Origin of the sequence: Shewanella sp. SR1, assembly GCF_020447145.1 — a bacterium.
GTDB lineage: Bacteria > Pseudomonadota > Gammaproteobacteria > Enterobacterales > Shewanellaceae > Shewanella > Shewanella baltica.
This window is the reverse complement of the sequence record NZ_JAJAEF010000001.1, coordinates 166,335-192,398: the sequence shown is the minus strand read 5'-3', so window position 1 is coordinate 192,398 and position 26,064 is coordinate 166,335. Positions and strand designations below refer to the sequence as shown.

At 47.3% G+C, this 26,064-nt stretch carries 22 protein-coding genes; 17 read left to right on the top strand and 5 right to left on the bottom strand.

What is annotated here, in order from left to right:
* From hflC to KV201_RS00785, 14 genes are all read left to right on the top strand, one after another.
* Nucleotides 1-894, top strand: coding sequence for a protease modulator HflC (hflC, locus tag KV201_RS00850; RefSeq protein WP_006080058.1), 894 nt, complete (start codon nucleotides 1-3; stop codon nucleotides 892-894).
* A gap of 369 nt (nucleotides 895-1,263) precedes the next feature.
* The gene (gene petA, locus KV201_RS00845) at nucleotides 1,264-1,854 is read left to right on the top strand and encodes a ubiquinol-cytochrome c reductase iron-sulfur subunit (RefSeq protein ID WP_006080059.1); all 591 of its coding nucleotides are present in this window, start codon (nucleotides 1,264-1,266) and stop codon (nucleotides 1,852-1,854) included.
* Entirely contained in the window at nucleotides 1,854-3,068 is a 1,215-nt protein-coding gene (locus KV201_RS00840; protein ID WP_011845727.1) for a cytochrome bc complex cytochrome b subunit, read from the top strand. Before petA ends, KV201_RS00840 begins: the two co-directional genes overlap by 1 nt.
* Complete coding sequence (locus KV201_RS00835) at nucleotides 3,068-3,763, top strand: cytochrome c1 (RefSeq protein WP_012588618.1); 696 nt, start codon at nucleotides 3,068-3,070, stop codon at nucleotides 3,761-3,763. The genes KV201_RS00840 and KV201_RS00835 overlap by 1 nt, the downstream gene beginning before the upstream one ends.
* 96 nt (nucleotides 3,764-3,859) lie before the next feature.
* Complete coding sequence (sspA, locus tag KV201_RS00830; RefSeq protein ID WP_006080065.1) at nucleotides 3,860-4,489, top strand: stringent starvation protein SspA; 630 nt, start codon at nucleotides 3,860-3,862, stop codon at nucleotides 4,487-4,489.
* A complete protein-coding gene (locus KV201_RS00825) occupies nucleotides 4,489-4,926 on the top strand; it encodes a ClpXP protease specificity-enhancing factor (RefSeq protein WP_006080066.1) in 438 nt (145 codons plus the stop codon). The genes sspA and KV201_RS00825 overlap by 1 nt, the downstream gene beginning before the upstream one ends.
* Before the next feature lie 192 nt (nucleotides 4,927-5,118).
* Nucleotides 5,119-5,703: an aminodeoxychorismate/anthranilate synthase component II gene (locus KV201_RS00820; protein ID WP_226058251.1), complete on the top strand. Its 585-nt coding sequence runs from the start codon at nucleotides 5,119-5,121 to the stop codon at nucleotides 5,701-5,703.
* A gap of 207 nt (nucleotides 5,704-5,910) precedes the next feature.
* Complete coding sequence (locus KV201_RS00815) at nucleotides 5,911-8,391, top strand: prolyl oligopeptidase family serine peptidase (RefSeq protein WP_226058250.1); 2,481 nt, start codon at nucleotides 5,911-5,913, stop codon at nucleotides 8,389-8,391.
* 204 nt (nucleotides 8,392-8,595) lie between these two features.
* Nucleotides 8,596-9,741 carry an HDOD domain-containing protein gene (locus KV201_RS00810; RefSeq protein ID WP_006080071.1) on the top strand — a complete coding sequence of 382 codons (1,146 nt, stop codon included), beginning with the start codon at nucleotides 8,596-8,598 and terminating at the stop codon, nucleotides 9,739-9,741.
* A gap of 55 nt (nucleotides 9,742-9,796) precedes the next feature.
* The gene (locus KV201_RS00805; RefSeq protein WP_226058249.1) at nucleotides 9,797-10,708 is read left to right on the top strand and encodes an alpha/beta hydrolase; all 912 of its coding nucleotides are present in this window, start codon (nucleotides 9,797-9,799) and stop codon (nucleotides 10,706-10,708) included.
* Between the two features lie 308 nt (nucleotides 10,709-11,016).
* Nucleotides 11,017-12,234: an aspartate aminotransferase family protein gene (locus KV201_RS00800; RefSeq protein ID WP_006080073.1), complete on the top strand. Its 1,218-nt coding sequence runs from the start codon at nucleotides 11,017-11,019 to the stop codon at nucleotides 12,232-12,234.
* Nucleotides 12,235-12,361: 127 nt separating this feature from the next.
* Entirely contained in the window at nucleotides 12,362-13,381 is a 1,020-nt protein-coding gene (gene astA / locus KV201_RS00795; RefSeq protein ID WP_012197665.1) for an arginine N-succinyltransferase, read from the top strand.
* A gap of 9 nt (nucleotides 13,382-13,390) precedes the next feature.
* The gene (gene astD, locus KV201_RS00790; RefSeq protein ID WP_226058248.1) at nucleotides 13,391-14,851 is read left to right on the top strand and encodes a succinylglutamate-semialdehyde dehydrogenase; all 1,461 of its coding nucleotides are present in this window, start codon (nucleotides 13,391-13,393) and stop codon (nucleotides 14,849-14,851) included.
* Between the two features lie 209 nt (nucleotides 14,852-15,060).
* Entirely contained in the window at nucleotides 15,061-15,864 is an 804-nt protein-coding gene (locus KV201_RS00785) for a DUF1338 domain-containing protein (RefSeq protein ID WP_226058247.1), read from the top strand.
* A gap of 115 nt (nucleotides 15,865-15,979) precedes the next feature.
* Here KV201_RS00785 and KV201_RS00780 read toward each other — a convergent pair whose 3' ends face one another.
* The 4 genes from KV201_RS00780 to crp form a co-directional block, all read right to left on the bottom strand.
* Nucleotides 15,980-17,308, bottom strand: coding sequence for an ATP-binding protein (locus KV201_RS00780; protein ID WP_011845735.1), 1,329 nt, complete (start codon nucleotides 17,306-17,308; stop codon nucleotides 15,980-15,982).
* On the bottom strand, nucleotides 17,305-17,979 hold the full coding sequence (locus KV201_RS00775) for a response regulator transcription factor (protein WP_006080080.1): 675 nt from the start codon (nucleotides 17,977-17,979) through the stop codon (nucleotides 17,305-17,307). The genes KV201_RS00780 and KV201_RS00775 overlap by 4 nt, the downstream gene beginning before the upstream one ends.
* Nucleotides 17,960-18,307: a PepSY domain-containing protein gene (locus KV201_RS00770; RefSeq protein WP_006080081.1), complete on the bottom strand. Its 348-nt coding sequence runs from the start codon at nucleotides 18,305-18,307 to the stop codon at nucleotides 17,960-17,962. Before KV201_RS00770 ends, KV201_RS00775 begins: the two co-directional genes overlap by 20 nt.
* A gap of 82 nt (nucleotides 18,308-18,389) precedes the next feature.
* Nucleotides 18,390-19,025, bottom strand: coding sequence for a cAMP-activated global transcriptional regulator CRP (gene crp / locus KV201_RS00765; protein ID WP_006080082.1), 636 nt, complete (start codon nucleotides 19,023-19,025; stop codon nucleotides 18,390-18,392).
* Between the two features lie 430 nt (nucleotides 19,026-19,455).
* Here crp and KV201_RS00760 point away from each other — a divergent pair, with 430 nt between their 5' ends.
* Nucleotides 19,456-20,235 carry a tetratricopeptide repeat protein gene (locus tag KV201_RS00760; protein WP_071940049.1) on the top strand — a complete coding sequence of 260 codons (780 nt, stop codon included), beginning with the start codon at nucleotides 19,456-19,458 and terminating at the stop codon, nucleotides 20,233-20,235.
* 126 nt (nucleotides 20,236-20,361) lie between these two features.
* On the opposite strand, the gene thpR is transcribed toward KV201_RS00760, so the two are convergent.
* Complete coding sequence (gene thpR, locus KV201_RS00755) at nucleotides 20,362-20,907, bottom strand: RNA 2',3'-cyclic phosphodiesterase (protein WP_264175126.1); 546 nt, start codon at nucleotides 20,905-20,907, stop codon at nucleotides 20,362-20,364.
* A 203-nt stretch (nucleotides 20,908-21,110) separates the two neighbouring features.
* On the opposite strand from thpR, the gene KV201_RS00750 reads away from it, so the two are divergent.
* Both KV201_RS00750 and hrpB read left to right on the top strand, forming a co-directional pair.
* Nucleotides 21,111-23,330: a bifunctional diguanylate cyclase/phosphodiesterase gene (locus tag KV201_RS00750; RefSeq protein WP_226058245.1), complete on the top strand. Its 2,220-nt coding sequence runs from the start codon at nucleotides 21,111-21,113 to the stop codon at nucleotides 23,328-23,330.
* 82 nt (nucleotides 23,331-23,412) lie between these two features.
* Complete coding sequence (gene hrpB / locus KV201_RS00745) at nucleotides 23,413-25,983, top strand: ATP-dependent helicase HrpB (RefSeq protein ID WP_226058244.1); 2,571 nt, start codon at nucleotides 23,413-23,415, stop codon at nucleotides 25,981-25,983.
* The last annotated feature ends 81 nt before the right edge of the window (nucleotides 25,984-26,064 follow it).

Genomic DNA, 26,064 nt, shown 5'->3' with positions numbered 1-26,064 from the left:
ATGGGTAGATTAAGCGTTATTCTTATCGCCGTACTCTTAGGTATTGGTTTGTCATCTTTAATGGTGGTGAATGAAGGTGAGCGCGCAATTGTGGCGCGTTTCGGGGAAATTTTAAAAGACAACGTTGACGGTAATCGAGTCACCCGCGTCTACGGTCCAGGTCTGCACATTAAAGTGCCTGTGATCGATAAAGTAAAATTACTCGATGCCCGTATTCAAACACTCGATGGTGCTGCTGATCGTTTTGTGACTTCAGAGAAGAAAGACCTTATGGTCGATTCCTATGTGAAGTGGCGTATTGCAGATTTCGAAAAATATTACCTGTCTACAAACGGTGGTATTAAGTCGAATGCAGAATCGCTATTACAACGTAAGATCAACAACGATTTACGTACTGAGTTTGGTCGTCGCACTATCAGAGAGATTGTCTCTGGTAAGCGTGATGAATTGCAAAATGACGCGTTAGAAAACGCTTCAGAAAGCGCCAAAGACTTAGGTATTGAAGTTGTCGATGTGCGTGTAAAGCAAATCAATTTACCTGCTAACGTCAGTAACAGTATTTACCAACGTATGCGTGCCGAGCGTCAAGCTGTGGCAAAAGAGCATAGAGCACAAGGTAAAGAGCAATCTGAAATCATTCGTGCAACGATTGATGCCAATGTAACAGTGAAGATTGCTGAAGCTGAGCGTAAAGCCTTAACCATTCGTGGTGAAGGTGATGCATTAGCCGCGAAGATATATTCTGATGCTTACAGCAAAGATGCTGAGTTCTTCGGCTTTGTTCGTAGCTTAGAAGCCTATCGTGCCAGCTTCTCAGGCAAGTCCGATATCATGGTGTTAGAGCCTGATAGCGAGTTCTTCAAGTATATGAAGAGCACTGCACCTAAGAAGTAATACGTTAAAAGTATTGATCTAATAGGCCCTGTTACCCAGGGCCTATTTTTTATCTGGCGATTGTTAACTTAGATTGAAAAGTCAGGGCTAATTCATATTAGCGATGCATGCTTTATGCCGATGTCACAGACAAGATGCTCAAAATATGATCCAAATGGATTAAAACGGGTTAATAGTTGGGTCTTTTTTAGACTTTTTTTAAAAAACACGCAATCTCCCTAACTTACTTGCGTGTTTTCACTATGATCTGCTTCTAATTTTTAGCTATAATGAGCCCCGCTTCAAACTTCGATTTTTGACCCTAGTGATGACTAAGGGCCGAAAGTCTTTGAAATATAAAAATTCCAACACCCTCTGGGAGATAAGTGGATGAGCAATGCGCCAGTCGATACCGGACGTCGCAGATTCCTGACAGCCGCAACCGCCGTAGTAGGTGGTGCTGGTGCCGTCGCTGTAGCGGTTCCTTTCATCAAGTCATGGAATCCGAGTGCCAAAGCGAAAGCTGCAGGTGCACCGGTCGAAGTAAATATCAGTAAAGTAGAGCCAGGTCAGCTGATCCGTGTTGAGTGGCGTGGAAAACCTGTATGGGTTGTCCGTCGCACAGATGCTGTGATCAATGAACTGCCAACACATGATGATAAGTTAAGAGATCCTGCTTCTGCCGAAATGCAGCAGCCTGATTATGCAACAAATCCTTTGCGCTCAATTAAGCCAGAGTATTTTATTGCTGTCGGTATTTGTACCCACCTCGGATGTTCACCTACTTATTTGCCAGATTCATTTGGTGAGCAAGTTGAAGGTGTCACTTCTGGTTTCTTCTGTCCATGTCATGGCTCTAAGTTCGATATGGCTGGTCGCGTGTTCCAAGGCGTACCTGCTCCATTGAACCTAGTTATCCCTCCACATCAATACGTTGATGATGGCACCGTGATTATCGGTGTAGATAAAGGAGTGGCGTAATGGTTAAGAATTTAATTAATTGGATTGATGCTCGTATCCCAATGACGGCGACTTATAACCGTCACGTGGGTCAGTATGCTACGCCAACTAACTTTAACTTTTGGTACTTTTTCGGTTCACTAGCGATGTTGGTATTGGTTAACCAATTACTGACGGGTATCTGGTTGACGATGAACTATGTACCAACAGCAGAAGGCGCATTCGCTTCTGTTGAGTACATCATGCGTGACGTTGAATACGGTTGGTTGCTGCGTTATATGCATTCTACCGGTGCTTCAGCGTTCTTCGTAGTGATCTATCTGCACATGTTCCGTGGTTTGATTTACGGTTCATATCAGAAGCCTAGAGAACTACTGTGGTTGTTCGGTATGTTGATTTTCCTCGTGTTGATGGCTGAAGCCTTTATGGGCTACTTGCTACCATGGGGTCAAATGTCATACTGGGGCGCGCAGGTAATTATCTCTCTGTTCGGTGCTATCCCCGTTATTGGTGACGATTTAACCCTGTGGATCCGTGGTGACTTCGTGATCTCTGGCGCGACACTGAACCGATTCTTCGCGCTGCACGTGATTGCACTGCCGTTAGTATTAGTGGTCCTCGTGTTCTTACACTTAATTGCGCTACACGAAGTGGGTTCAAACAACCCAGACGGTATCGAAATTAAGAAGAACAAAGACGAGAATGGCTGGCCAGTTGATGGTATTCCATTCCACCCATACTACACAGTAAAAGACATCATGGGCGTCGCTGGCTTCCTGATCGTATTCTGCTGGGTCATGTTCTTCGTACCAGAGGGCGGTGGTTACTTCTTAGAAGGCCCGAACTTCGAAGCGGCTAACCCGATGAAGACGCCTGTGCACATTGCACCTGTGTGGTACTTTACACCTTTCTACGCCATCCTTCGTGCGATTCCAGACAAGTTGACTGGTGTTGTTATGATGGGTCTGTCGATTGCAGTACTGTTCGTATTGCCTTGGTTAGATCGTTGTAAAGTGAAGTCAATTCGCTACCGTAGCACGCTACACAAGCTGAACATTGCTCAGTTTGCTATTTCTTTCATCGTCTTAGGTTATTTAGGCGCTGTGCCTGCAACACCTGAGCTGACGATCGCTGCGCGTATCTTCACTGTGACGTATTTTGGCTACTTCTTGTTGCTGTTCATTTACAGTAAGAATGAGAAAACTAAGCCTGTTCCAGCGAGGTTGACACACTGATGAAAAAATTACTGATTGCATTAGTTACACTGTTGCCGACGCTGGCTATTGCTGCGACTGGGCACGTACATTTAGAAAAAGCCAATGTTGATCTGCATGATAAAGCTTCCTTAGAACGTGGTGTGGACCTGTTCCAACATTACTGTTCTGGTTGTCATAGCACTCAGTATCAACGTTATGAACGTGTCGCTACCGATATCGGTATCTCTGCGGATGATATGCGTAACAAGTATATGTTCACCGATGCCAAAATTGGTGAGCTGATGCAAAACGCGATTCCACATAAAGATTCGGCTAAGTGGTTTGGTGCTACACCGCCAGACTTAACTTTGGTTGCCCGCGTTCGTGGCGAAGATTGGGTTTATTCATATCTGAAAGGCTTCTATAAAGATCCTAGTCGCCCATTTGGTGTGAATAACACAGTATTCCCATCTGTTGGTATGCCACATGTACTCGAAGAGTTACAAGGCACACCAGTCAAGCAAGAAGATGGCACTGTTGTGGTTACTGGCGGTAAATTAAATGCGGAAGAGTACGATCAAGCGGTTCGTGATATCACGGGTTTCTTAGTCTATTCGGCTGAACCTGTCCAACTAGAGCGTAAAGCTATGGGGTGGTGGGTACTCGGATTCCTGTTTATATTCTTTATTGTGGCCTACCTCTTGAAGAAAGAGTATTGGAAAGATGTACACTAGGCACCAATAACGGGTAAAATGTAATATCCGCATAGTGTAAACGGGGGGCTTAGCCCCTCGTTTACTTTTGTTTTATTTCGATTCTGGAGGGTATCAATGGCTGTTGCTGCCAACAAACGCTCTATCATGACACTGTTTTCAGGTGCTGATGATCTGTATAGCCATCAAGTACGTATCGTGTTAGCTGAGAAAGGGGTTACTGTTGATGTTTTACAGGTCGACCCTAACGAAATGCCTGAGGATTTGCTCGAAGTAAATCCATATAACTCAGTGCCAACTTTGGTAGACCGTGAACTCGTTTTATACGAATCACGCATTATCATGGAATATTTGGATGAGCGTTTTCCTCATCCGCCTTTGATGCCAGTTTATCCAGTATCTCGCGGCCAAAGCCGTTTGATGATGCACCGCATAGATACAGACTGGTATTCGCTAGTTGACCGTATCCGTAAGGGTGATCGTGTTGAAGCCGCTCGTAAAGAGCTGACTGAAAGCCTGATCGCTATTGCACCTATCTTCGGTGAAGTGCCTTACTTCATGAGCGAAGAATTTGGTCTAGCGGATTGCTACCTTGGCCCATTGTTATGGCGCTTACCTGTATTAGGTATTGAGCTAGATAGCCGTGTAGCTAAAGATATCAAAGCGTACATGACACGTATTTTTGAGCGTGAATCGTTTAAAGCTTCTCTAACTGAAGCTGAACGCGAAATGCGCATGGGTATGTAATGAAACCTTTGACTCCAAATCGTCCTTATTTACTAAGGGCTTACTATGATTGGTTGATGGACAACCAATTGACTCCTCACGTTGTGGTGGATGCCTTTGTTGAAGGCACTCAAGTACCGCAGCAATACGTGAAGGATGGCCAGATAGTGTTGAATATCGCTGCTGGCGCAGTGGGCAATTTGCAAATTAGCAATGAGTTTGTGGAGTTCAATGCGCGTTTCGGTGGTGTTCCCCAGCAGGTGATGTTGCCAATGGCGTCGATTGTCGCTATTTATGCCCGTGAAAACGGTGCTGGCACTGTCTTCGATATTGAAGATGCTTACCTGGTGGACGATGAAGTCGATTCATCTTTATCGGTTGTTGAAACAAACGATAAAGCGCCTGAACCGACTGATGAACCACCTAAGCGTCGCAGCCATTTAACCGTCGTAAAATAACGACCGCTAAAGAGCTGTGGTGAAATGCCCAAGTTGTTTTAAAACTAAGCCAGTCCTATGACTGGCTTTTTTGTCGCTGTATTTTATCGCCGTAATTGGCTAAACCTTGAGGATAAGGTGTGGTAGCATTTGCGCCCGCATTCATCCGTCGGATATGCGTTACCTTTACCCATTTAGGCCAATGGATCTTGTATGTTGCTAATGATCGATAATTACGACTCTTTTACCTTTAACTTAGTGCAGTATTTTCAGCAGCTAGGGCAAGAGATAGTGGTCAAACGTAATGACGAAATTAGCATCGCCGAAATCGAGGCGCTTGCGCCTACTCATCTGGTGATTTCGCCCGGCCCTTGCACTCCCAATGAGGCGGGGATTTCCCTTGCGGCGATTAAACATTTTGCCACGCGCATGCCGATCCTCGGTGTGTGTTTAGGGCATCAGGCGATGGCGCAGGTTTTTGGTGCCAATGTGGTGCGTGCCGAGCGGGTAATGCACGGCAAGGTCAGCGCCATTGCGCACACTGGCCAGCGGTTATTTGAGGGATTAAATCAGCCCTTAACCGTCACACGTTATCACTCGTTATTGGTAGATGCTGTGCCTAAAGGTTTTGTTCTCGATGCTTGGTTTGACGATGCAATTCACGGCCGAGAAATCATGGCTATGAGCCATCAAGACTTACCGCTTTATGGGGTGCAATTTCATCCCGAATCCATTCTCACCGAGCAAGGTCTCGAACTGTTAGCCAATTTTTTAGCTCAACCTGCTGTGCCTGTATAATTTCCTCGCCCTAAAAACTCCTCGTCCTAAAAACTCCCCGCACTATATTCGTACTATCAATTTCTGTTACAAGATTTATCCTTTTTTTAAGCAAGTTTAGCGATTAACTATGCTATAACTTCGGCAAAACTACGCGAATAGGCAAAACCAGCAGATCAACTAGACTGGGTCATGTAGCCATTGCGATAACAATAAAAGGAAGGACAAATGAGAAGCGTAATGCGAAATTTGGGTTTAAGTGCGTTAGCGGTTGCCGTGTTGGCAGGTTGCGCAGCGACATCGACTGAAACAGCAGCTCCTGCATCATCCCCGCAAGCATTCCAAGTTCCCTTAGCCCAACCGCCACAGGTTTCACAGGCGCTTACGCTTAGTCAAATTATGGCAAATCCCGATTGGATGGGGGTTTTCGCCAAAGAGGCTTACTGGAGCGACGATAGCCAAAGCGTGCTGTTTGCCCGCCAAGCGAGTGCTTCACCTCTGCGCAGTTATTATCAGCAAGGCATCAATGACAGTCGCGCCGTCGAGCTAGCGCTTGATAAATTACACGCGGCAGATCAGCAGTTTGGCGTGTTTGATCGCGCTAAGTCCCACAAGGCTTATCTGTATCAGGGCAACATTTTTGTTAAGCAATTAAGCACAGGTAAAATCAGCCAACTGACTCGTCAGCGCAGTGCCATCGATGGTGTGCGTTATCTCAATAATGGCGATATCGCCTATTGGCAGGGCGACAATGTTTTCCAAATTCATCAAGACTCAGGCTTAGTCGAGCAACTTGCTGAAATTAAAATGGCGAAAGCACCGGAAGGTGTAAAAGAGCCAACATCTTACCTTGCCAAGCAACAGCACAGATTGATTAAGTATGTAGCGCTGCAGCAAGAGAATGCTAAAGCCAAAGCACAGTACAAAGATGAATTGCAAAAAAGCGATCCAACGCTCGCCGCCAGCACTTGGTATTTAGGCGATAGCGAAGTGGTGTCAGAGCTCAGCCTGTCACCGGATGGCCGCTATATTTTACTCGCCCTGACCGATAAGAATTACACCGGCAGTAGCGAACACGACATCATGCCTAACTACTTAGGCAGCGACGGTTATATCGACCCAGTGCCAGTACGTGCACGTGTGGCTGAAGATACGCCACCAGGACAGCGCTTTGTAGTGCTTGATTTAAACCAGCATAAACAAGTCGATATTACTATCGAGGGCCTGACTGGTTTTGATGAAGATGTGCTTGCCAAAGTGAAAGCTGAGAATGCTAAAGCGAAAGGCGAAACTTACCAAAGCACTAAAGCGCCACGCAAGATTCAGCTAATTCAGGATTGGGGCTGGACTCAGAGCGCGATTCAGTGGCATGAATCGGAAGATAAATTAGCCCTGATGCTAGAAGCCACCGATAACAAAGATCGCTGGATCGCCAGTGTCGATTTAACTAAGGGTAAATTCACCACCGAACATCGTTTGCATGACGACGCTTGGGTGAATTACGACTACAATCAATTCGGTTGGTTGCCGGGGACGGATTCTCTGTACTATTTGTCGGAAGAATCAGGTTATTCGCAGCTCTATGTGAAAGGACTCAGTGAAAAGCCGCGCGCCTTAACCCAAGGCAAGTTTGTTGTGAGCGACATCCAGCTGTCACCGGACGCGAATTATATCTACTACAAAGCTAACCAAACTCACCCTGGCATTTATAACGTTCACCGGGTGAACTTAGCAACAGGTAAAAATGAGCAATTAACGCAGTGGGATGGCAACTTAGATTACAGCCTAAGTCCTGATGGCACTCAGCTACTACTTAATGCCTCACGCCGCACTCAGCCAAATGAGCTTTATGTTCAACCCATTGGCGGTGAGTTAAAGCAGCTGACGTCTTACACCAGCGATGCCTTTAAAAACTATCCATGGCAGGCACCAGAAGTGGTCGCTGTACCTTCAAGCTATGGTGCTGGCAAGGTGTACGCCCGCGTTTATTTGCCACAAGGCTATGATAAATCCCGCGCCGAGAAATACCCTGCGGTGATTTTCAACCACGGTGCAGGTTATCTGCAAAATGCTGACTATGGCTTTAGCGGTTACTTCCGCGAATTTATGTTCCACAACCTGCTGACTCAGCAAGGCTATGTGGTGATGGACATGGATTACCGTGGCTCTAAAGGTTATGGCCGAGATTGGCGCACCGCGATTTATCGCAATATGGGTCATCCAGAAGTGGAAGACTTAAAGGATGGCGTTAGCTGGATGGGAACCAATACGAATGTCGATACTCAACGTGTCGGGACTTATGGTGGTTCCTACGGCGGATTCTTAACTTTTATGTCATTGTTCACTGCACCTGACCTGTTCCAAGCAGGAGCCGCACTGCGTCCTGTGGCGGACTGGGCACATTATAATGCGCCTTATACCTCCAACATCTTAAATACGCCTGATGTCGATCCTATCGCTTATGAGCGCAGCTCTCCGATTGAGCATGCCCAAGGATTAACGAAACCACTGCTTATTATGAGTGGCGTTATGGACGACAACGTTTTCTTCCAAGACAGCGTGCGTATGGTGCAGCATTTGATCGAACTGGAAAAACCGAACTTTGAAACGGCGATTTATCCTGTCGAGCCCCATGGTTTCCGTCAGCCTTCTAGCTGGTTAGACGAATACCGCCGTATCTATAAGTTATTCGAACAAGAACTCAAATAACTTAGCTCTATTTCCTGTAAAGGTCTCTACGTGAGGCCTTTTTATTGGCCAACTGAGTAGGAAATATCCGATATAACACTATGTTTGTGTTCTGCGACTTTGCGTTATTGCTAAGATTAAGTGTATGTGCTGAAATTGTAATGATTTTGAGAGTTTGATTGTTTTGACGTCACTCGGGCATTAGCGATATAGGAAAGATTTATAGTGGCGATTTCGGTTGCGGGCGGTGTAAGACCCGGCAAAATTATAGAGATAGAGCACAGACTCTATCAGCAATTGATCCTCGGAAAGCATAAAGCGAGCCCGACTCTTTTGGATGATCTCGACCTTGAATTAGAGGCCGATGCGAATAAGTTAGATGTTGAGCGCGAAGCGATTTTAGCGCGTTTGATGAAACAAATTAAAGCCAAAGAAGTGTTCGAAGCCGTGTCGAGCCAGCTGCATGAAACGGTCAATAACGCCATCGAGCATCAACTCGCGTCCCCCGAACTGGTTCTGGCTAAGTCAGAGATCAATGAATCGCAAATTCTGTTGCTGGAATTACTGCTGGCAAAAAATCTTGATGCGACGCGATTAAGACCGCTGATCAGTAACTTAAGTTGGTTGTGCCGCGACTTAACCAATATGGTCAACAGCCCGTCTTTTCGTGCCCGCCGGCCTCAGAGCTCAGATGTGCGAGTCACTGATATTAAATTGGTGATGAATTACATCGGCATCGAAAACCTGCGAACGATTATTCCTTACTTTTGCCTGCGTAATTGGCTGCCGAGCGCCAATGCTAAGTTGTTGTGGACTACCCGTAAATTGTGGCGCTACAGCATAGTCAGTGGTATCGCGGCCAATGCGTTGGCTCAGCTTCATAATACTGACTCAGCCTTAGTTTATAGTAGTGCCTTACTCAATCAATTAGGCACCTCGGTTGTGCTGAGTTTGAGCGCGCGCTTATTCGATCAAACCTGGGGAGCGTGGATAAGGGAAGCCAGCAGCAGCCGTGACAAGGAAGTGTATGATGCGGTGATTGCCACTGAGTTTCCGGCCAAAGCGGTGTTTGAACAAGTGTTAAGCCATGGTCATAAACTTAACTGGCAGCTATTAGAGTTACTTAAGTTTGAAGCGAGCCCTTTGACTGGGTTATTGAAGGAGTTAGACCTGACCTTAAGCTATCGAGAATTGTCACCGCAGGCCGCATTAGTCGCGCGGGCAAACTGTTATGCTAAGGTGGTGTTGCTCGAAGAAATGCGTCAAATCGATCCCCAAGAAAAGCGTTTAATGTTCGATTATTACGAGTTAACTGAGCAAGAAGTGCTGCGCTTAAAAGCACAGAATTATAGGAAGTTAGATCTGCTGTAGTCCACGACCTGCGACTTGAGCGTCGGGATGGCGGCGTTTAAGTAGAGGAAGGGATATGCCAAGCTGGCAAGCATCTGTACTGAATACTATTTTATCTTATGTTGCTAGGCCATCCATCAGTCGCGGCAAGGCCAAAGTTCCCCTAGCGCAAGTGCGTAAAAAGTTGCTTGATCTCGATAAACGTTGGCTTCCTTGGCCGGATAAGTTAGTCAGTGCCACCATCCCTTTGCAACACTCTAGCTTGCTGCACTATGTGCTTCTCAATGAGCAAACTCGCCTTGGCAATCTGTTTTATATCCGAGGCGGAGGTTTTTGTTTTAAAACGCCCCATGCCCACGCAAGATTAATCGCGGATATCAGCCAACGTTGTAAATTGGATGCCTATATTCCTGATTATCGTCTCGCACCTGAGCATCCTTTTCCTGCGCCATTTGATGATGTGCTTGAAGCCTATAGGCGATTAATCGTGCTTAAGGGCGCTGAGAATGTGATCCTCATGGGCGACTCTGCTGGCGGCAATTTAGCCCTGAGTTTGATGCTGGAATTAAAGCGTTTAGCCCTGCCATTACCGACGGCCTGCATCCTGTTATCGCCCGCGTTGGATTTAGCACTAACCGGGGATACTGAGCTGATACTCGCGGCTGACGATCCCTTCTTCACCATCGAAGCTTTGCTGCGTTTACGTGGCGCTTATCTTGCGGGTGCCGACCCCATGTCAGCAAAAGTTTCCCCCTTGCAGGGGGACTTGGCAGATCTGCCGCCCATCTTAGTGATTGCGGGTACGCGGGAGCTGTTATTGCAGGATTCTGAGCGCTTAGTTGCCCAAGTCAAAGCCAGCGGTGGCGAGATAACGGGCTGTTTTTACCCTAACATGCCCCATGTGTTTCCCTTGTTCAATTTATTGCCCGAAGCCCTTGAAGTGAGGTCGAAAATTAGCCATTTTGTGCTTTCACACTTGATTCGTTAAAATGGTGTAGTTATTCACATTCAGTGAATAGCTAGCAAAATGAGGGGTAAATAACTTTTTTTATGACTAATTATGCTGAAAGCCACTGGAATAACCGCTTGTATAGTTCTTAAACCGCAATCTTTATGCACTTTGGGTGGAAGTGCGAGGATTGATGTTTGTGAAAAACTGGTATTTTGATCACATTTTCGCTAATAATGGTTATTAATAGACACAAGCAATCCCAGTATCACTAACTCTAGATAAAGATACCTATGGGACTCTGACGGTGCAAGGCGCCGTTAAACAAACACAAAGGACGAAGAAGAATGAGCGTTGATATGAAGTTAGACCGTGCCCAGTTTGACGCAGTGATGGTGCCTAATTATGCGCCTGCTGCTGTGATCCCTGTTCGTGGCGAAGGAAGCCGAGTTTGGGACCAAGAGGGGAACGAGTTTATCGATTTTGCTGGCGGTATTGCGGTAAATTGCTTAGGTCACTGTCATCCAGCTCTTGTGAATGCCCTTAAAACACAAGGCGAAAAATTATGGCACCTGTCAAACGTAATGACGAACGAGCCTGCCTTAGAATTAGCGACTAAATTAGTTAACAGCACGTTTGCCGACAAAGTGTATTTTGCCAACTCTGGCGCCGAAGCCAACGAAGCCGCATTGAAACTTGCCCGTCGTTACGCCTTAGAAAAGCACGGCGTTGAGAAAGACGAAATCATAGCGTTTGATAAAGCCTTCCACGGCCGTACCTTCTTCACCGTGAGCGTCGGTGGACAAGCTGCCTATTCCGATGGTTTTGGTCCTAAGCCGCAGAGCATTACTCACCTGCCATTTAACGATGTTGCTGCATTAGAAGCTGCAGTAACGGACAGAACCTGTGCCATCATGCTTGAGCCGCTGCAAGGCGAGGGCGGTATTATCGATGCCGATCCTGCATTCCTAAAAGCTGTGCGTGAACTGGCTAACAAGCACAATGCGCTAGTGATTTTTGATGAAGTGCAAACAGGTGTGGGTCGTACTGGCGAACTGTACGCTTACATGGGTACTGAAATCGTGCCTGACATTTTAACCACAGCTAAAGCACTCGGCGGTGGTTTCCCTATCGCAGCTATGCTGACAACGGCTGAGATTGCTGAACATCTAAAAGTGGGCACTCACGGTTCTACCTATGGCGGTAACCCATTAGCCTGCGCTATTGGTAATGCTGTGTTAGACGTAGTGAATACGCCTGAAGTGTTAGACGGCGTTAAACATCGCGAGCAGTTATTGCGCGATGGTTTGAACAAAATTAATGAGAAATATCATGTATTTTCAGAAGTACGCGGTAAAGGTTTGCTGTTAGGGGCCGTTCTTAATGAACAATACCAAGGCCGTTCACGCGACTTCTTGGTGGCCTCTGTCGCTGAAGGCTTAATGAGCCTGATGGCGGGTGCTAACGTGGTACGTTTTGCTCCTTCTCTGGTGATCCCTGAGGCAGATATTGCTGAAGGTCTAGCTCGTTTTGAACGTGCTGTGGCGAGCATAGCTGCCGCCTAAATGACCAAAGGAGTGCTGAATTTATTCGCACTCCTTTTTTGTCAGGGAATACTTACGTGCATCATTACCTGTCTTTTTGAAGAGAGGCGCCTTGATGCACGGCAAGCCAAAGTGAGGAGACACTAAGATGTTAATCATACGTCCTATTCAGGCTGGCGATTTTGAAGCCTTATATCAAATTGCCGAAGAGTCTGGTCATGGTTTTACGTCATTACCCGTGAATGCCGATTTGCTCAGACATAAAATTGCGCGAGCAGAGGCCTCATTCGTCAAAACCGTCGATGCGCCCTTTGATGAAGGTTATCTGATGGTGCTGGAAGATACCGACACCCGTGAAGTGGTGGGGACGTGCGCTATCGAAGCGGCCGTGGGAATGGAAGATGCTTTCTACCATTATCGACTCGGTACTGAAGTCTATCATTCCGAACAAATTGACGTGCGTAACGAGGTCGAAACCCTCACCCTTTGCCATGATTACACTGGCGCCGCCGAAATGTGCACCTTGTTTTTGCGTGAAGCGTATCGCAAGGGCAACAATGGCCGCATGTTATCCCGCAGTCGCTTTCTGTTTTTAGCGCAACATGCAAAGCGTTTTGGCGAAACTGTAATTGCCGAAATGCGCGGTGTGAGCGATGCCGATGGTCATTCACCTTTCTATGGCTGGCTGCAAAAACACTTTTTAGGCATTGATTTTATTCAGGCAGATTATCTTTCTGGTTTGGGTAAAAAGGCATTTATGGCCGAGATGATGCCACGAAATCCGGTATACGTTTGTCTATTGCCGGAAGAAGCGCAGAAAGTGATTGGCGAAGTGCATACCAATACCCGTCCCGCATTAAGTCTGCTGCAGGCCGAAGGTTTTAGATGCCGCGGTTATGTGGATATTTTTGATGGTGGTCCAACGGTTGAGTGTCGTTTATCGGACATTCGCGGCGTGCGTGAAAGCCGTTTATTAACCGTCGATATTGGTGACATGGTCGAAGCCGACACTCAATTTATTATCTCAAATACTCAATTAGCCAATTATCGAGCGACGTCTGCCGCACTGGCTGTGGACGACAAATCCGAACACATCATTATCAGCCCTGAGCTGGCAGCGGGTTTGTTACTCGCAAAAGGCGATCAAATCCGTATTTTGGCAATGTAGGAATAACAAATGACACATTATATTCAAGGTCAGTGGCATGCTGGCAAAGGTCATGACGTGGCCTCAATTAACCCAGCCAATGCTCAAACTATTTGGACCGGTAAAACGGCTACAGCAGAACAAGTTAACGCCGCCGTTGATGCCGCGCGCGCCGCGCAGTTTGATTGGTTTATGTTAGGTTTCGATGCACGCTTAGCCATAGTCGAAGCGTATCGCAGCCAACTTGAAGCCAACAAAGCGGAACTGGCTGAAACGATTGCCCAAGAAACGGGTAAACCGCAGTGGGAAACGGCGACCGAGGTCGGCGCCATGATAGGCAAAATTGCGCTATCAGCCGCGGCTTACAATAAACGTACGGGCACTGAAGCCAACGATACGCCAGCGGGACGCGCGGTTATCCGTCACAAACCCCACGGTGTTGTGGCGGTGTTCGGTCCTTACAATTTCCCCGGTCATTTGCCGAACGGCCACATAGTGCCTGCGCTGTTGGCGGGGAATACGGTGATTTTTAAACCTTCTGAATTGACGCCTAAAGTTGCTGAGCTGATGGTTAGCCTATGGGATAAAGCGGGTCTGCCTGCTGGCGTGCTCAACTTAGTCCAAGGTGAAGTGGATACGGGTAAAGCATTGGCTTCTCACCCGCAGCTCGATGGTCTGTTCTTTACTGGCAGCTCACGCACAGGTCATTTTTTACATCAACAATATGCCGGTCATCCGGGCAAGATTTTAGCACTTGAGATGGGTGGCAATAACCCACTGATCATTAAAGGTGTGCAGGATATCAAAGCTGCCGTGCACGATATTTTGCAGTCGGCTTATATCTCATCTGGCCAACGTTGTACTTGTGCGCGCCGTCTATATGTAGAGCAAGACGAGCAGGGCGATGCCTTGATTGCCATGTTAGCCGCTGCGGTCAAACAGATTAAAGTTGGCCCTTGGAACGCGCAGCCACAACCTTTTATGGGCTCAATGATTTCTGAAACTGCCGCCAAAGGTATGGTTGCGGCGCAGACAAATCTGCAGAACTTGGGCGGTGTGTCGTTAGTCGAGTTAACCCATCTAGAAGCGGGTACGGGCTTAGTCTCTCCTGGCCTTATCGATGTGACGGCTATCGATGTTTTGCCGGATGAAGAATACTTCGGACCTCTGCTACAGCTAGTGCGTTATAGCGATTTCGATCAGGCAATCAAACTGGCTAACCAAACGCGTTATGGTTTGTCAGCGGGTTTACTGGCCGATAGCCGTGAAGATTATGACTATTTCCTCGCGCGCATTCGTGCTGGGATTGTTAACTGGAATAAACAAATCACTGGCGCATCGGGCGCGGCACCTTTTGGTGGCGTAGGTGCATCGGGTAACCACAGGGCGAGCGCTTTCTATGCCGCCGATTACTGTGCTTATCCCGTCGCTTCGGTCGAGGCCGATGCAGTGAGCTTACCTGCGACATTAAGCCCTGGTTTGAGCTTGTAAGCGGGTAGAGATTTGACTTTTATGTGGTAAATAGTACGTGGTAAAGAGGAGGAAGGACGAATGTTCTTCCTTTTTAATAACAAGCAGTAACGTAACTTGAGCTTCTACTGTGGGTATGTGTGACGCTGCAACAGTGGCATCTAGGTCGTTACATTTAGTGTTCGCGGCAAAATAACAGCAATAACCGCAGCACAATAAAAGGAGTTTTTATGCATACCGACATCAACGCGTTATTTGCCGCCCTGTGGCAAGACTATATTCAAATGACCCCTTCGGCGGCAAAAGTGCACGCGCTGCTGGGCCATGGTAAGCCGATCATCAACGATCATATTGCCCTGCGCACTTTCAACATCGCTAAGGTGAATTTGGACGTGCTTGCTAAGCATTTTACTTCGTTAGGTTATGTGCCTTGCGGTGATTATAAGTTCGAGCAGAAAAAACTGATCGCTAAGCATTTTGAACACCCAGATTCGACTCAGCCTAAAGTGTTTATCTCTGAACTGTTAGTTGAAGAATTTAGCCCAGCGCTGCAAGACACCATTCAAGGCTTAATCGCCCAAGTAGATGCTGCCGCGACCACGGCGGACAACTTTATTTACTCGGGTCGCCATTGGTCTTTAGATTCTAAAACCTATCAGGATTTATTAACTGAGAGCGAATATGCTGCTTGGGTAGCGGCTTTTGGCTATCGCGCTAACCATTTCACTGTATCTATCAATCACCTCGACGGTTTTGAAACCTTAGAGTCAGTGAATGATGCCCTGAAGCAAGCGGGCTTTGTGCTCAATGGTTCAGGTGGCGAGATCAAAGGTTCGCCAGAAGTGTTATTAGAGCAATCGTCGACTATGGCCGATAAGATTGGCCTTGAATTCACCGATGCGACAGTGGAAATCCCAAGTTGTTTCTATGAGTTTGCGCTGCGTTATCCTATGGCCAATGGTGAGCTGTATACTGGCTTTGTGGCTGCGTCTGCCGACAAGATTTTTGAAAGTACTAACGTGAATAAGGCTTAACGTGAATAAAGCCTAACGTCATCAGACATTAAGCATAAAAAACGCCATCAATTCGATGGCGTTTTTTTATGAGTATTTTAAAGAGAGCATTTAACGCTGAGCATGTTAAGCGAGACTAACTGAAGGTCAGTTCGATCCTCAGTCCACCTAAGCGAGTGCTGTGGCTAAACTTAAGCCCAATCTCATATTGCTCGGCAATTTCCTTCACTATCGACAAGCCTAAGCCGTGCCCCATTACAGACTCATCTAATCGAGTGCCCCTTTGGGTGAGCTTATCGAGTTCATCATCGGCAACCCCAGGACCATCATCATCGATACAAAGGCAGAGACGCTCCTGTTGGCGTGATAACTGAATGCTGACTCGGCTCTGGGCCCATTTAAAGGCGTTGTCCAGCAGATTGCCTAGGAGCTCCATGCCATCTTCCCTGTGGATCGGCAGCCTGAGAATATTAGGGTCGAGTTCGAAAGCACATTCGATGGTTTTATTGCGGTGAACCTTATTTAAGGTGTTGGCTAGGCTGTGTAAATCCCTTGGGATCACTAACTGCGCCGCAGGAAGCATATCGCCTGTGATCCTTGCCGCCGCCAGTTTGCGCTCGACCATCTTGTGGATAGAATCCAGCTGTTGCTGCAAGGCAATGGCGGTTTCAGGATCTTTAAGACCAAGGGCTTCGACCTGTTGCTGCATCACGGCCAGCGGGGTTTTAAGCCCATGGCTTAAGTTACCTAAGTTATTGCGGCTACGCTCAATTTGCTTGGCGGTGTACTCGAGTAACTCGTTGTAAGTCTTAGCGAGTGGCTGCACTTCGGGGGGGATATTATTCAGCTCCAGCGCGTTAATCTCGCCTTCTCTTAGCCGCGAAAGCGCGTGCTGAATATGCTTAACTGGCTTAAAGGATTGGCGCAGGATGAGGAAGATCCCCGCGATCATAGCCACTAACATCGCCAGATTAATCCCAAGCTTAGTGCCATAGACTTCGCTAAATACGCGTCTACCGATACTCAAGTCTTGGGCGACGGTTAAGGTAGCGCTGACATTGGCACTACTCGAATTGAGCCCCAGTGATAACAGCTGCATATCGTTATTCTTTGGCCCTTTAGCTTGCCAGACACGGGTTTTATTCGGCGCGAGTGGCTCGATATCTAACTGCATATCCCACAGGGAGCGCGAGCGAATGACTTCATTGGGCAGGTTAAGCTGGAAATAGCGGCCTGAATAGGCGGGCTTATAGAAACTGGAAAGCTGGCTTTGATCTATGCTGATGTCCCCATCGTGGATATGGGTTGCCAGCATAATATGTTCGAGATCTTCTTCTAAGCGATTGATAATAGAGTCATGGAAGGCCTGACGCAACATGGACTCAAATAATATGAGCCCAATGACTGTGCCTATTACCAGTAAGCCCGTTAACCATAAACTGAGCTTAGTGCGGATCGAGATCATTCAATAATGCCGTGGAAGATATAACCTTGGCCGCGACGGGTTTCGATAGCGGTTTTGCCTAATTTTTTACGTAAGTGGGTAACATAAACCTCGACCACATTACTCTCTTTCTCATCGTCAAACTGATACAGCTTATCGGTGAGCTGTGTCTTAGATAACAGCTTCTTAGGCGACATCAGGAAGATTTTTAACAGTCTGAATTCCATCGCCGTTAGCTCAAACAATTGGTCTGCCACTTTCACCGTTTGCTCGGCTTCGTCTAAGATCACGCCGCCATAGCTCAATTGCTTGCTAGAGGTGTTTAAACGGCCATGGGCACGGTGGATAAGAGCTTGAATACGGGCCAATAATTCCTGTGCGTGGAAAGGTTTACCTAAGTAATCGTCGGCGCCAGCATTAAAGCCTTCGACTTTTTCATGCCACTGGCTGCGTGCGGTCAGCATGATGACTGGAGTGCTGATCCCTTGATTACGCCAGCCTTCGAGCAGTTCGAGGCCGTTGCCGTCGGGTAAGCCGATATCTAAGATTACGCAATCATATTGGGTTTCTTTGATCAGATAATCGGCTTCAAGCGCTTTGTCTGTAATATCGGTCACATAGCCAGCGAGTTTGAGTTGTTTCTCCAGCTCGGTGACTAGCATTGGGTTATCTTCAACGAGTAACAGTTTCATGTTTTCGACATTCGCTCGGTAATGCTATTGAGTGATCGGCTTGGCCATTGGTTGCATCAATACTGAGATTGACTATTTGGCCACGCTGAACTTTGATTTGCAAATCATAGCGCCATTTATGATCTTCTTGATAGAGATGAGCATCAATTAGTTCACCTTGGCAAAACTGATTAACTACGGCGAGTGTACCGTTTAAGGACAGTATTTGCCCAGAGTTGACGAGTGCCTTGGCTTGATAGTGTTCTAATTCAATAGGTTCGGCATTCAATTGCATTGGATGCGCCAGCGTGAACAGGCTGAAAAAACAGATTAAAAACAGCCGTTTCATTTGAGCTCTCCAATAAAAAATGGCCTAGAATTTATTCTAGGCCACTTTAATAAGGCAGGCTTAAATCAAGCTGAAGACTAACTTAACGGGTACCGTATACCACGATGGTCTTACCATGAGCTTGGATCAAATTCTGTTCTTCTAACATCTTCAAGATACGGCCCACAGTTTCCCGTGAACAGCCAACGATTTGGCCTATCTCTTGACGAGTGATCTTAATCTGCATGCCATCAGGATGCGTCATAGCATCAGGCTGTTTCGCTAGATGTAACAGCGTTTGGGCAATGCGGCCAGCTACGTCTAAGAATGCGAGATTACCCACTTTCTGGCTGGTGCTTTGTAGGCGATAGGCCATTTGCGCAGACAGCTTCATCAGAATTTCAGGGTTAACTTGAATTAACTGTCTGAATTTCTTATATGAAATCTCAGCGATTTCACAAGCTTGCTTAGCACGAACCCATGCAGTACGTTCGGCTTGTTCTTCAAACAAACCTAGTTCACCGATAAAGTCACCTTGATTCAGATAAGAAAGGATCATCTCCTTACCTTCTTCATCTTTAATCAATACCGCTACAGAACCTTTTACTATGTAATAAAGAGTATCTGAATCTTCACCAGCATGAATAAGAGTGCTCTTTGCAGGGTACTTATGAATGTGACAGTGTGATAAAAACCATTCCAAAGTTGGATCAGGTTTTGGCTTACCAATCAGAGCCATGTTGGTGTTCCTCGATTGATTAAAACGAAAGTAAGAGTATTCTAAATAAGCATTTTACGTCAATTAAACTAACAAAAACTTGATGGAAGTCTTACTTTAGAATAAGTGAATAAATGCAATTAACCATCTAAAATTAGAGCTTATTTTGCTACTTTAGTGATTTAAGTCAACTAAATCGGCGTGAAACTCGCTGGATTCACTTAACTCTGTCGAGTTAATCACATCTTACCAGTCTAATTAAGCCGTTTTATTATAGATTATGGATAAAACAGGCCCCTAAATTACAGTATAAGATGTTTCACTTTTTAAATTCGGCGCTTATTTGCTTCAACTTCCCCCATTATCCTGAGGTTTGTGTGTATTTAGGCTCGACTTATGGGGTTAATTCTGGCTAACTTTGAGGGCAGTCGCTTTTAAGAGAGGTAAGCAAGTGAAATACAGATTATGGGTTTTAGGTGCAGGTTTAAGCTTAACGATTGGGCTGAGCTCTGCGGCGCACGCATTTTCTATCCCGCAGCCTGCTGCCGAACTCGCAGCCAGTAAGTTTGTGCATATACAGGTGACGGCAGAGCAAGGTGACGCCGATGCCCAATTTTTGCTGGGATTAATGTACCTTTCTGGGCGTTTTGTGGCGCAAGAAGTGCCCTCTGGTTTGCACTGGATTTCACTTGCCGCCGAGCAGCAACATGAAAAAGCCCAGCAAACCTTAGCCGACCTGTCTTTTGAAGGCCAATTAATCAAGCGTGACTTATCCGTGGCCGAGCATTGGTATCGAGCCTTGAGTGAGCAGGGTAGTCGTTGGGCACAATTCCGTTTGGGCTTTATTTATGCCTCTGGCGGCGATGGGGTGCAGCGCAACTGTGGTAAAGCGGTCGAGCAATTTTCCCAAGTGGGTGATGATATTGCATTAGGTAATGTGGCGTGGATTTTAGCGACTTGCCCCGAAGCTGAGTATCGCGATGGCAATAAAGCGGTCGAGTTATCCTTAAAGTTACTCAAAGTGAATGAAAACGACCCGACAAATTTAGATAATCTGGCGGCGGCTTATGCCGAAGTCGGCGATTTTGGTGCGGCAATTTCGACGCAACAAAAAGCGATTGAAGCGTTAAAGATGAGCGCCGAAATGACTAAGACAGATGAATTTATGCAGCGTTTACAAACCTACGAGCAAAAGCGTGCGTATCGCGAAACCTTACGTTTACTCGAATAAGGCATTGTTTATTGGGTCGGTTTAATTAAGCTCTATTGGTTTATTCATGTGTTAATTGATGCATAGATTTATAAGTTGAAAATAAAGCCTGAGTTAATACTCGGGCTTTTTTGTTTTTAATTCACGCTAACCGAGCGTCCAAGAATGTAGGATGTGATATTCCACACCCGTGCTTGTGCTTTTTGAATGATATAAATGCAAACATTCGGGCGTTAACGTTAGCGTATTCATGTCCTTGAGTTGCAATAACGCCGACTCATTTAGCGTCCATTCTTTAGCCTTCCTAAATAAACTGATGTGCGGGCAAAAGTGGTGTTCACTGCTATGCAATTGCAGGCGGCCTGCGATTGCTTGCGTCTGCTTAGCTAATTGCGCTAATGGCGGCTCAACGTCATCGCCTTTCAAGCAACAAACTTGGGCATTGGGCCATAAGTCGAGCTGGTTAAGCTGAACGCTGAATCTAGGCTTAGCTAAGCGGTCAATCGCATCAAGGAGGGCGATGCGTTGCTCGTCGTCCACTTGCCCTAAAAAGCAGAGCGTTAAATGCATATTAGTGACGCTAACCGCTTTCGCCTCAGGATTAAGGTGGCAGAACAGTCGCTGTTGTAAATCACTCAGCCTTGTCATTTGTGCAGCGGTAGGCGCGAAGCCGAGAAATAGCCTTTGTTGCATCTGATTATCGTCCTTTGTGGCGTTCAACACGGATTATCTCTGGGAACACTTTGACGTTTAGCGTCTTTGAGCGTTAATCTAGTTGTTGAATTTATCGGCTAATTTGCGACTCAAGCAGACAGACGTTTAATTTACTTTGAGCCTATACTCAATATACGTCGATAATACCTTAAATGGATTTTTAGGTAAGGAAGTCACTTTTCATGTTAGTAGGTTTAGCAAATCCACTCCAACAGGCCTTGGTGAGTATTTTTAGTGAGTCTCCGCTAGAAACCTTAGAGCAAAATGTTGACCGAGCACTTGAGACCATTACATTGCAGCTGCATTGTGACGGGGTATTTGTATTAACCGGCAGCCAGTCTCTGGATCGTTTACGCACGCGTAATTTGTATCTAAAACCCCTATTTGCCAAAGGCCAACAAACCCGAGTCTGGCCCTTAGCACGCATGCCATTCTTTCGCTCCCTTGTCCGCACCCCGCGACTATTAAATCTGTCCGATGTGAATACCTTGCCTGCCGATGCGCAGGCCGAGCGAGCCCTATTAAGGGACTGGGACGTGAAGAGTCTATTGGTATTGCCACCTGTGGTATTTGGCGAAACGCGTATTGCGCTGGGCGCGGTGAATTGCTCCGAGTGTTGCGAATGGAGCGAAGAGTTTATAAGTGAGTTTAACCACGCCGCTGTGATGATTGGCTCGGCGATGGAACTGACGCGTATCGCCCTGAGCATGCTCGCCAGTGAGCATAAATACTGTGAAGTCTTCAATCAGTTACCCTTAGCCTGCGCCTTGTTAGATAAATGTAATCAATTGACTATGCTCAATAAAGTCGCCCTGCAAACGCTGCCAATCCAACATGGTTATGATTTATTCGACATGGTGCGTGAGGAAGAACACGACATGTTAACCGATACCTTGCATGTGGTACGTGAAGGTGTGCTTGGTCAGGCTTGGTGTGAATTACCGTTGAAATCTATCCATCAACTGGCTTGGTTGAAACTCAGTTTTAGCCAGATCAGTGGCGATAAAGATACCTTAGTCATGATTGCCGAAGATGTCAGCGAGAAGTATCGCCTAGCCGATGAGCTGTCGTTCCATGCCAATTATGATGCGCTCACAGGATTGCCCAATCGGTTGCATTTCGAAGCCCTATTAGAAAACCTGCTGCACGCCCACGACGATATGCCTATTTGTGTGGCGTTTCTCGATCTCGACCAATTCCAAGTCATCAACAATATCAGTGGCCATCAGGCGGGCGATAAGCTGCTTTGCCAAGTGGCATTACGCTTAAAACAGCTCGTGCGTAAGGGCGATATCGTCGCCCGTTTAGGTGGCGATGAGTTTGGTATCTTGATGCATTATTGCAATGTGGACTCGGCGAAACAAATCGCAAAACGTATCTGTACCCAATTGGCGAACCATGAATTTATTTGGGAAGGTCGCAGCCACAATGTCAGTGTCAGCATGGGGATTGCTAAACTCGATAAAAAAGCCGCCGACATTTATACCGTCATGAGTCAGGCCGATGCTGCTTGTCGCTTGGCGAAGGATCAAGGCCGTAATGGCTGGCATTTATACAGTGCGAGCGATCCTAAAATGAACCGTCTCTATACTGAGATGATGGCGTCGGTGGACATAGTCGGCGCACTGGCGTTAAACCAATTTGAGCTTTATTTTCAAAGCATAGTGCCATTAAACCGTGAGGAGTCAGGTCTGCATTTAGAGATCTTACTGCGCATGGTGCAGGCCAACGGCACTATCGTGTCTCCTGCCATTTTCTTGCCCGCCGCCGAGCGATATAACTTAGCTTCTAAGGTCGACTTGTGGGTGATCGATAACTTGCTCAAGTGGGGCGGTTGCCATTTAGATATCTGGCAGCAATTGGATCTCGTGTCGGTGAATTTGTCGGCGACCTCTTTAGGCGACTTTGAGTTTATGAACTGGCTAGAAATGCGTTTGATGGCCGAACCTGAGCTGGTAGACAAGCTTTGCATCGAGATCACTGAAACCGCGGCCGTGAGTCAGCTCGATCAAGCGACAAAGTTACTCGATATACTGCGCCCGCTCAATTGTAAGTTAGCCCTCGATGACTTTGGGGCTGGCTTTTCTAGCTTCGCCTACCTCAAGCGCCTTAATGTGGACTTTGTGAAGGTGGATGGTCAGTTTGTGGTGAACATCTGCGAAGACAGTGCGGATCAGGCGATCGTTAAATCGATCTGCCAACTCGGCCAAGATATGGGCTTTGATGTGGTTGCCGAATTTGTGGAATCCCAAGATATTGGCCGAAAACTGCAAGCCTTAGGCGTCGACTATGCCCAAGGTTACGCCATCAATAAACCGATACGGTTAGCTGAATTACAGTCTGGACTCAGTCAGCCTTGGCTCGAAAAACGTGAGACCTTTGCCGCCTATCCCCAACTCTAGTGTTTGGTACACTTATCTACTGAGCCGGATTATGTTGCAGTGAAATGGTACTCACCGTCGATTGTTAGTACACTGACGGCCTGTGTTGGCCGCTGATGTCTTTTTCTTGAACTCTCTACCTATTCATAGCTTATTAGCACCGCTGCGTGCGGCTTTTTCTCGTCACGCTCAAGTGATCCTCGAGGCACCGACAGGTGCGGGTAAATCTACCGCATTACCTTTGGCTATGTTGGATTGGCCAGAAATCAGCGGACGCATTTTAATGCTCGAACCGCGGCGTGTCGCTGCGCGCAGTGTGGCGCACTATATTGCCCATTGTCGCCAGCAAAAGGTGGGGCAAGAAGTGGGCTATCGCGTGCGCGGTGAAGCTAAAGTCAGCGCCAATACCCGCTTAGAGATTGTCACCGAAGGCATACTCACGCGGATGATCCAGCAAGATCCCGAGTTAACTGGGATTGAGATGATCATCTTCGATGAGATCCATGAACGCCACCTCACTACCGATTTAGGCCTCGCCTTAGCGCTCGAAGTGCAAGCTTCACTGCGGGACGATTTAAAAATATTGGCCATGTCGGCAACCTTATCAGGCCTTGCCTTGGGCGAACTGATGCCAGAGGCCGTGACCTTGCACAGTGAAGGCCGCAGTTTTCCCGTTGAGGTTGAATATCGCCCTGTGCCGACGCAGCAGCATTGGATCGATCATCTTGGCCGCTGCGTACTCGATCTGGTCTCGGCCAGTAGCGCCAACGTTGATAAAACGGCTAGCAATAACGCCGTGCTCGTCTTCTTACCGGGAAAAGGCGAAATCTCACGACTGCAGCAGTTTCTGCGTGAGCGCTTAGCCCAAGATGCCTTTCTGATTTGCCCCCTTTATGGTGAGCTTTCGGGTGCTGACCAAGATAGCGCGATTGCGGCAACTACAGATGGCAGGCGCAAAATCGTGCTAGCGACTAACGTGGCGGAATCGAGCTTAACCATTGAAGGCATAGGGTTTGTCATCGACAGCGGCTATAAACGTCAGGCCAGTTTTAACCCTAAAACCGGCGTCACCCGCTTAGGTTTGAAACGTATTAGCCAAGCCTCGGCAACTCAGCGCAGTGGCCGCGCCGGACGTTTATCAGCGGGTGTGTGCGTGCGTTTGTGGAGCCAAGAAGAACATGGCCGTATGCTCAGGGCCGATGAACCCGAGATCAGCCAAGCGGATCTGGTGGCTATGGCCCACGATTGTGCTTACTGGGGCGCAAAATCCTTCAGCGACTTGATGTTGTTAACGCCGCCACCGAGTGTGAATGAGGCGCTGGCGTGGCAATTACTGCAGCGCTTAGGCATGGTCGATGGTGACAATAAACTCACTTCCCACGGTAAAGCGGCCTATGAGCTGGGGTGTCACCCCAGGCTTGCCCATATGCTATTGGGCGCGAAAAGCTTAAGTGTGAAAAGCTTAGGCGTAAACAATGTTAATGAGCAAACTGGGCAATTGGGCAGTTTGGCCTGTTTGCTGTCGGGGATTGTAGAGGCGCGCGGTTTGCCTAAAAAGGGCGCCGATATCATGAATTACCTGCACTTTGCCTGTCAGGGGCAAGCGGGACAGCAGGCAAAGCAGTGGCAGAAAAAGCTCGGATTAACTGCCGACTTAGCGAAGGTCGCGACCCATGCTCACCACAGTGATGTGGGATTATTGCTGGCGTTGGCATATCCAGATCGCATCGCCAAAGCGCGCGGCGTTGAGGGCTATCAATTAGCCAATGGCACTGGCGTGGTGCTGGCAGCCGAAGATGCCTTGTCGCAAACGCCTTGGATGGTGGTGGCGGATTTCCAAGAAACTGAAGGCCGAAACGCCGGACGGATTTACTTGGCGAGTCAGTTTCAGCCGAGCTTGTTCGATAGCGAGCTGAAAGACTTGCAGGAAATCCACGAGATCTGTGGCTGGGATGAAGGCAAAGGCCGAGTCATTGCCGAGCGCCAATACAAGGTCGGACAAATTTTAGTGAAAACCGAGACGATTGCTAAGCCTGAGCGCAAGCAAATTGTCGCGGCCTTACTGGGTTATATTCGCCAGCAAGGATTACAAATTCTCAATTGGAACGCTAACTTAGAGCAGTTTCAATACAGGCTCAAACTCGCGACTGAGTTCGACGCGGGCAGCGACTGGCCCAAGGTCGATGATGGGGCGTTATTAGCGAGCCTAGAAACTTGGCTGGCGCCTTACCTCGAAAATGTGAATAATCTGCCGCAATTAGTTAAGCTCGATTGTTTTAGTTTTGTGGCAAACTGTTTGAGCTGGCAGCAGAAACAGCGACTGGACGAATTATTGCCAACCTATTGGCCGTTAGTCACAGGTACCTCTGCGCCAATCGTATACGATGAGTCTGGGCGTGCGCTGCTGCGGGTGCGTCTGCAAGAAACCTTTGGCATGGCACAAAGCCCTATGCTGGCGCAGGGCAAGCTAAAGGTGACAATGGAATTACTTTCTCCCGCTCAACGTCCATTGGCTTTGACGGCGGATTTAGCTAGTTTCTGGCAGGGACCTTATGTGGAAGTGAAAAAGGAAATGCGCGGCCGATACCCAAAACATCTGTGGCCGGACGATCCTGTGAATACACTACCGACAAAATTTACCAAGAAGAAAACCTTGGGTTTAGCTCAGCCATAGCGCAGTGTTGCTGGTTTTAAATCGCGTGATAACACGCCTTGATTTGCACCACGCTTGTTATTGTGGCTGATGTCTTTAAAT